The 7,328-nt window shown below is 64.7% G+C and carries 8 protein-coding genes; 1 reads left to right on the top strand and 7 read right to left on the bottom strand.

Features of this window, described 5'->3' with window-relative positions:
- Positions 1–169: 169 nt before the first annotated feature.
- Positions 170–862, bottom strand: a complete 693-nt coding sequence (locus ABH924_RS17110) for an SDR family oxidoreductase (RefSeq protein WP_404500680.1) — start codon at positions 860–862, stop codon at positions 170–172.
- Positions 863–900: 38 nt separating this feature from the next.
- Entirely contained in the window at positions 901–1,575 is a 675-nt protein-coding gene (locus tag ABH924_RS17105) for a response regulator (RefSeq protein WP_404500678.1), read from the bottom strand.
- Between the two features lie 264 nt (positions 1,576–1,839).
- On the opposite strand from ABH924_RS17105, the gene ABH924_RS17100 reads away from it, so the two are divergent.
- Positions 1,840–2,043, top strand: coding sequence for a cold-shock protein (locus tag ABH924_RS17100; RefSeq protein ID WP_035743560.1), 204 nt, complete (start codon positions 1,840–1,842; stop codon positions 2,041–2,043).
- Positions 2,044–2,061: 18 nt separating this feature from the next.
- Here the strand turns inward: ABH924_RS17100 and ABH924_RS17095 are convergent, their stop codons facing one another.
- The 5 genes from ABH924_RS17095 to ABH924_RS17075 form a co-directional block, all read right to left on the bottom strand.
- Positions 2,062–2,796, bottom strand: a complete 735-nt coding sequence (locus ABH924_RS17095; RefSeq protein WP_404500676.1) for an aspartate/glutamate racemase family protein — start codon at positions 2,794–2,796, stop codon at positions 2,062–2,064.
- A gap of 7 nt (positions 2,797–2,803) precedes the next feature.
- Positions 2,804–4,252, bottom strand: a complete 1,449-nt coding sequence (locus ABH924_RS17090; RefSeq protein ID WP_404500674.1) for an amidohydrolase family protein — start codon at positions 4,250–4,252, stop codon at positions 2,804–2,806.
- Positions 4,253–4,260: 8 nt separating this feature from the next.
- Positions 4,261–5,082, bottom strand: coding sequence for an aspartate/glutamate racemase family protein (locus ABH924_RS17085; protein WP_404500672.1), 822 nt, complete (start codon positions 5,080–5,082; stop codon positions 4,261–4,263).
- The gene (locus tag ABH924_RS17080; protein ID WP_404500670.1) at positions 5,079–5,762 is read right to left on the bottom strand and encodes a GntR family transcriptional regulator; all 684 of its coding nucleotides are present in this window, start codon (positions 5,760–5,762) and stop codon (positions 5,079–5,081) included. The genes ABH924_RS17085 and ABH924_RS17080 overlap by 4 nt, the downstream gene beginning before the upstream one ends.
- Positions 5,763–5,865: 103 nt before the next feature.
- A complete protein-coding gene (locus ABH924_RS17075) occupies positions 5,866–7,218 on the bottom strand; it encodes an MFS transporter (protein WP_404500668.1) in 1,353 nt (450 codons plus the stop codon).
- Positions 7,219–7,328 lie beyond the last annotated feature (110 nt).

The following is a 7,328-nucleotide window of genomic DNA, read 5'->3' as shown; positions in this document are numbered from 1 at the left end:
CCCTCCAGCACGCCCCCGATCAGCCGGACGCACCCACCCAGCAAAAATCAGGACCCAGACGACCGTTCAGACAACCGATGAAAAATCGAGGCTAGCCCCAGCGTCGCCTTGCTGCTGCCGACCGCCACTCCTGTCCCGCAAAGGGGCGGGGGCGGCGGTCCGTCAGTCCTCAGCCGACCTTGAAGCCCCCGTTGCTGTAAAGAATCTGGCCATTCATCCACGAGCCCTGCTCGGAAAACAGGAATCTCACCAGGTCCGTCGTGTCCTCGGCCGTGCCGAGTCGACCGGCCGGCGTCGCGTCAATGCCCGAGCGCCGCGTCGCGTCGTCCATCCACCCCGTATCGATCGGGCCCGGGTTCACCACATTCGCGCGCACAACCCGGCCTGCCAGCTCCACGGCGGCTGCTGTGACGATGCGGTCGAGGGCCCCCTTGCTCGCGCCGTGCGGCAGATTGCGAACAGTGTGATCGCTCGTCAAGGCGACAATCCGGCCGCCGACGTCGCCCGCAACAACGGGTTCCCGTAGTTGCTCCGCGAACGCCTTGATGAGGAGCCACGTCGCGCGGGCGTTGACAGCGAAGTGGCGGTCCCAACTCTCAGGGTCGGTCGTCAGGATGGCACTGTCCACTGATTCGCAGTCCGACATGACCAAACCGGTCACCGGCCCAAGGGTCCCGGCAGCCCTGATGACCTCAGCCGGCACCGCTGGATCGCTCAAGTCGCCCGGGACGAGTTCGACGGCGACTCCCAACGCGCGGCATTCGCTGGCGATCGACTCCGGGTCGTCGGGAGTGCCCTCCAGTCCGACGCGATCGTCGTACGGCCGCCAATAGTTGAGGGCGAGGTCCCCGTCGACGGCCACGCCGCGTTCCCCGGTGAGTCGCCGCGCGGCACAGCCCGTCACTGATCAGGGAGCAGCCAGCCGTCGGCGATCAGCAGTTCCCGGAGCGCGGGCCGGCTGAGGGGTTCCGGTCCGTTATGGGCTTTGCGGCGGACCGAGACGAGGAGCTTCTTCACGCCGTCGGCGCTGATGCCCAGGCTCGCGCCGACATCGGCCATTGTCCCGCCCGAGCCGCCTAGGTACAGCGTGACGGCTTCGTGTTCGCGTGGGGTGAGGCGGATCCGCGGCCCGGGGACGTCAAAGACGCCGGCAAGCTCGGGCAGGACGAACTTCTCGCCGCGCGCCGCGGCGAGAACGGCTGTGGTGAGCACTTCGGCCCCCGCCGTCTTGGGAACGTAGGCCAGCGCCCCGGCGTCGAACGCTTGGCGGATTACCAGTGGGGTCGCAAGGGAACTGCAGACCACCACTTGCGATCCTGTAGAGAGAATGGCCTGGATTTTGGAGCGCAGCGGGATCCGGTCACCAAGGATGATGTCCAACAGGACAACGTCAGACAACTTTCCCAGCGAGGCGGCGAGCTCGGCCCAGGAACTGAACCTGCCCACCACCTTCACGGTTGCGGCGTTGGCCTCAAGCCAGGAAGCAAGACTCTCCCGGAGCAGTGCGTGGTCTTCGAGGATGTCCACGTGGATCTTTGGCGTTGCCGCTTCGAACCGGCGCCGGAACAGCCCCACTTGGTGTTCTCCTTCATGGCCGACGACGCTAATCGTCAACCACTCTGCCGTCCCAATTTCAAGATCCCGCATTGCAGAGGAGCAAGAAATCCTCAAGATTCGGGCACCCGCAAAGACAGCGGCTACGTGGAGGTTTTCAATGAGTCCACGCGGATCCTTGCGCCCCCGAACCCCGCACCGTAGGTTTGAGGAAGCGGACGTATGCGTCCGGGGGCATCGGGTTTGAAGCCGATGGTCAGTCAGATTCAGAGAAGGAACATGGCCGTGGCAACAGGTATTGTCAAGTGGTTCAACGCCGAAAAGGGTTTCGGCTTCATTGCCCCCGACGACGGTTCGGCGGACGTCTTTGCCCACTACTCGGCGATCGCCTCGAGTGGGTACCGATCACTGGACGAGAATCAGCGGGTCCAGTTCGACGTCGTGCAGGGCCCGAAAGGCCCCCAGGCGGAGAACATCCAGCCTCTTTAAGAGGGGACCACTTACGAATCAAGGCAGTTCTGCAAGCAGCCGGCCCCACATGGATGCCAGTAACGGCGCTCCGGCAAGCTTGAGGCAATGCCACAGCGTCACCGCCACGGAATCAAGCACCGGTACTCCGGTGGTTTCCTCCACTTCCGCGGTGATGTTGGCGCCGTAAAGGTTCGTGCACAAATAAATGAGCGCGTCCGGGTTCGAGGCGGCAAGTTCCAAGGACCCGGGCAGCATTTCCGCGTCCGTGACCCGGGCGAAGGATTCATTGTTGCTGAGGTCCAGGTGACGGTGGTCCACCGTCTTGATTCCTTCGCGCGCATATGACTCAATGACGGCTTGGTTCACGTCCCCTGTATAGGGCGTGAACATGCCGATCCTTTCGGTGCCGAACGTCTTGAAGGCCTCCAGGTAGGCCAACGTGGAGGTGGTGGCCGGGATCCCGGTGGCCTCCGTGATTTCCCGGACCAGGGCTTCGTCATGCGCTGAACCGAGCCACGAACCCGAAGTTCCGTTCCACGCGATGACGTCCACGTCCGCCGTCGCGAGCAATCCGGCGGCCTCCCGCATGACGGCCGAATCAAACTGTTTGTCCGAGGAATCATCCAGCGCAATCCGGGTGACCGGAATCCGCGTGAAGTGGATGGCGACGTCCTGGCGGTCACCCAGGATCCGGTAGCTCTGCGGCTCCAGGCAGGTGTTGGACGACGGCACGATCATGCCGATGCGGGTGGGGCGGTGTGCGGAAGGCATGGTTCTCCTAAGCAGAAACGGTCGCGGGAACGGACGGCGGTTTTCGAACGGACAGCGCGTCGCGGTGGGCGGCGAAACCGTTGCGGGCAACGAAACGGCCAACCGGTCCGGGATCGTGGAAACCGCCGTCGTCGACCACCACGCGTCCGGCGGAGACGACGACGGCGGGCCAGCCGCTCAGCGTCTTCCCTTCGAAAGGCGAGAAGTCAGTTCCCATGTGGAGGGCGCCGCCGTCGACCTCGCGTTCCTCGGCGGGATCGAAGATTACCAGGTCGGCGTCGAACCCTGCCGCGATAGTGCCCTTGCCGGGCACGGCATTGATCCGCGCGGGGCCGGCCGAGAAGACCTCGACGAAGTCCTCCACTGTGCTGTTGGCCGCCATCGCGGTGAACGTGACGGGCATCCGGGTTTCGACGCCGGGCAATCCGTGCGGCATGAAGCGGACGTCGTCGGTGCGCTCGCGCTTCTGCGAGAGGTCGTAGCACGAGTGGTCCGACGATACGGTGTGGATGGCTCCGGCTGCGAGGCGTTCCTTCAGCGCTTTTACTGTTTCAGCGCTGCGCATGGGCGGGCAGCACGCATACCATTCGGGAAAATCGCTGCCGTAGACGGTGTCATCCAGCGTCAAGTAGTGCGGGCACGTCTCGGAGTAGGCTTCCTGGCCGCGCCCGCGGGCCTCAGTGACAAGATCCACCGCGCCGGGGGTCGACTGGTGCACGAAGTAGACGGGCGCTCCGGTGTACTCGGCCATGGCGAGAGTCTCTTTGACGGAGATTTCCTCGGCGAGTTCGGGCCGCGTGGAATGCAGGTGCTCGATGCCGATCCGGCCGTCCGCGGCGTGTTGTTCGGTGCAGTCGGCAATGATGGGATCGTGCTCGGCGTGGATGTACGTGAGTCCGTCCAGGCGCACCATTTCGCGGATGACCTTCAGGATGGTGTCACCGTCGGCCATGGTGGAGCCGCGATTGGTGGTGTACATCTTCACCGAACGAACGCCCTCGGCGGCGAGCTGCTCCAGCTGCCAGGGCACGGTCTCGTCCCAGCTGACCACTGAGCCGTGCAGCGCGACATCGCAGCGGGACTCGGCCGCCAACCGTTTCTTGTTCAGGACTGCGTCCAGCGGGGATTCCTGGGCGTCACGCGGAATACCGAAATCGATGATGGTTGTGGTGCCGCCCCACAGGGCCGCGGTGGAGGTGGCGCGGTAGTCGTCCAGGGTGCGGAAGCGGCCGGTCACTTGGGCCACGTGGCAATGGCCGTCCACGCCGCCAGGGATGACCAACTTGCCGGACGCGTCGATGATGCGGGAGGCGGCGGGGACCGGTTCCGCGGCGTCAATGAGCTGGGTGATGCGGCCGTCGTCGACCACGACGTGGGCGGCTTGCCGGGCCGGCCCAGTGGATTGACGGCTGTTGACCACGGTGCCGTGGGCGATGACGAGATCGGGAATGGTCACGGTGGCTCCTACTTTCCGGCTGGAACGGCGACAGTCGCGTTGGCAGTAACGGAAGTGCTGGCGGCGGCCTGGATGGCGGTCAGGGCGGCGTCGAGGTTTTCGGACAACCCCCGGCGGTGCTTGACGGGCGGCGGGGCAAAAGCGCCTTGGCGGTGGAAACCGGAATGCAGCGCCACGACCGCTTCGATCATGCGGATCCCGGCGGAGATTCCGTCCACCACGGGCACGGGGATCTGTCCTTCGAGCTCGCGCGCGAGTCCGGCAAGCGGGGCACCTGAGAGGATGACGACGTCGGCGCCGTCCTCCGCGACGGCCTGCCGGCTCAGTGCCAGGAGGGTTTCCTTGAAATCCTTTTGCACCGTGCCGATGCCGTTGAGGCTTTGGTTGATGGACCGGATCGAGGCAAGACGGCTGCCAAGTCCGAAATGCTCCACGCAGTCCCGGTACCAAGCGGTGATGCGGTCCGAAATGGCGATGATGGAGAAGCGTTGGCCCTGCAGGGCCGCGGCGCAGAGGGCGGCCTCGGTGATGCCGATGACCGGTACGTCGGTGAGTTCCTTGAGCGCAGGCATTCCGGGGTCGCCGAATGCTGCCACCACGACGCCATCTATGTGGTCCGTTGCCGGATCTCCGACGCAGTGCTCGGCGATGATTTCGGCGACTGCGCCGGCTGCGATGAGGGCTTCAAAACGGGTCTCGATGTATTCGACGCCATGTCCGGCGGTCCGGACGATCAGCTCGGTGTCAGTCCCCGCGGAGCGGTGGGCTTCGGCGTCGATCAACGCGGTGACATCGGCGCTGATGTTGGGATTGATGACTAGCAATTTCATGTTCGTTTGCCTTGCAACGTGAGTTCGGTGGCGGGCGCGTCCTGAGGGAACTGCTCGCGGTACTTTCCAATGTGCGACGCCGATTGGGTTGCGGCCCGCTCGGGATCGCCGCTGGCGATGGCGGCGTAGAGATCGCGGTGTTCCTGGATCAGTTCGGGCAGGTCGTCAACGTGGCGGAAGAGCCAGTGCATGCGGCCTTGGAGCGGTTCCAGCGCGGTGCGCAGAAAATCGTTGTTGGCGATGGCCGTGATGGCATCGTGGAATTCGCTGTTGGCGCGGTGGGCCTCGAGGATTGAGCCTTTCGCGAGGAAGCGATCGGCCTCATCGAGGAGTCCGGCCAAGTGCTTGAGGTCTTTGTCGGTGGCGCGGGCCGCTGCCAGGCGGCATGCCAGGACTTCGAGCGACTGACGGACGTCGAAGAGGTCCTCGACGTCTTTGGGGCTCAATCCTGCCACTTCGGAACCGCGGGAGGCGCGGTCCTGGATGAGGCCTTCCTGCCGCAGCATGCGGAGGGCTTCGCGGATGGGGAGTCGCGACACGTTGAATTCGGCGGCGAGGTCCCGCTCCACCAGCCGGGTGCCGGGCGCGTAATGACCCTCGAAGATTCGCGAACGGATGGCGTCCCGCACGGATTCCCGGAGGGGGCGGTCCGTGGTGGGGGTTTCATCTGCAATCAGCATCTTTGCTCCATTCGTGTTCTCTTGGGTCATTGCGCCCGGCATTCCCGGCGGGCGTCTGGCCTTTTGGTGGTTCAGGACCGTCCGGCCAGACCGGTCAGGCGAGTTAGACCGGAAGTCGTTTGCCGTAGTCCAGCGTCAGCACGGATACGCCCATGATGATCGCGGATCCGACAAAGTATAGGAGGGCCCAGGTGTAGGAGCCTGTGGCCCCGACAATCAGACCTACCACAATCGGGGTGACGAAGCCTGAGATGTTGCCGCTGAAGTTCATGGCGCCGCCCAGGACGCCCGAGTTGGTGCGCCCGCCAAGAATGGAGGGGATGCTCCAGAACAGGCCAACCCGGCGGAGGAAGAACATGACCACGGACAGCAGGACCACCGCCGTCGTCGGGTCTGCCACGATGGTGACGCCTACCAGGCCGCCAATCACCACGATGCTGGAGATGCCCAGCAGGGTGCGCATGACCTTGTTTGCCGACGCGCCGGCTGCACGCCATTTGTCCGCGATGGTGCCGCCCAGGATTTCGCCGACAAAACCGGCGCCGAAGATCACGAAGGTGGACCAGCCGATGGTGTTCAGGTTGAAGTGCTTGGCCTGGGCCAGGTACAGCGGGCCCCAGGTCAGCAGGCCGTAGAACACGCCGTTGAAGCCAAGCCAGCCGAAGCACATGGCCCAGAAGGAACGGAATTTCAGGTAGGGGAGGAGAGCGCGCTTGCCCTTGACGCCGTCCTTCTTGGCCTCGGCGTCTTCCTCGGCGTGGGAGGCCTCGATGTAGCTGGCCTCGGCGTCGTTGACTCGCTTGTGGTTGCGGGGATTGTCGCGGACGTACCACCAGACGGCCAGGCCCATGAGGACTGTGGCGGCGCCGGCGATGATGAACGAGTAGCGCCAGCTGCCTGTTGAGGCGATGAGCCAGGTGATGAGGATGCCGCCCAGGCCGGCGCCGAGCGGGGCGCCTGCATCAAGGATCGTGGCGCCGCGGCCGCGCTCCTTCTTGTGCATCCAGATGGCGTTGAGCTTGCCGCCGGCCGGCATGACTCCGGCCTCGGCGACGCCGATACCCAGGCGCGCGATGAACATGCTGAGGAAGCCGCCGGCCAGGCCGGATGCGGCCGTTGCGGCACCCCAGCCGATGCACGACGCCGTGACGACCTTGCGGGGGCCGAACTTGTCGATGAGCAAGCCGACCGGGATCTGCATGAGGGCATAGGTCCAGAAGAATGCCGAAAGCAGGAGCCCGACGAGTTCCGGCGCGAGGTTGAATTCTTTCTGGATGATGGGCAATGCCACGGAGATGGAGCCGCGGTCGATGTAGTTGACGGCTACCAGGATCAGCAGTAGGACGAAGAGCCTCCAACGGACACCCGTGCGTCGCTGCACGCCGTCCTTGCCGGCTTTTTCTTCTGCTTTTCCTTCGAAGGCATGCGCTTCTGTTTCGGTGTTTTGGAGAGACACAGTTTCTCCTTCAGGGGAGTTTGAGGAGCGGGGAAAGACTTGAATTGCTGCGCTGGGTGCGGGTTGCCTCGGCAGCCGGACTCGCGCCTGCGGCAGCAGTAGCGGCCCTG

This window comes from Arthrobacter sp. GAS37, from assembly GCF_044908325.1.
Lineage (GTDB): Bacteria > Actinomycetota > Actinomycetes > Actinomycetales > Micrococcaceae > Arthrobacter > Arthrobacter ramosus.
The sequence above is the reverse complement of the archived record's forward strand: the minus strand, read 5'-3'. Positions and strand labels throughout refer to the sequence as shown.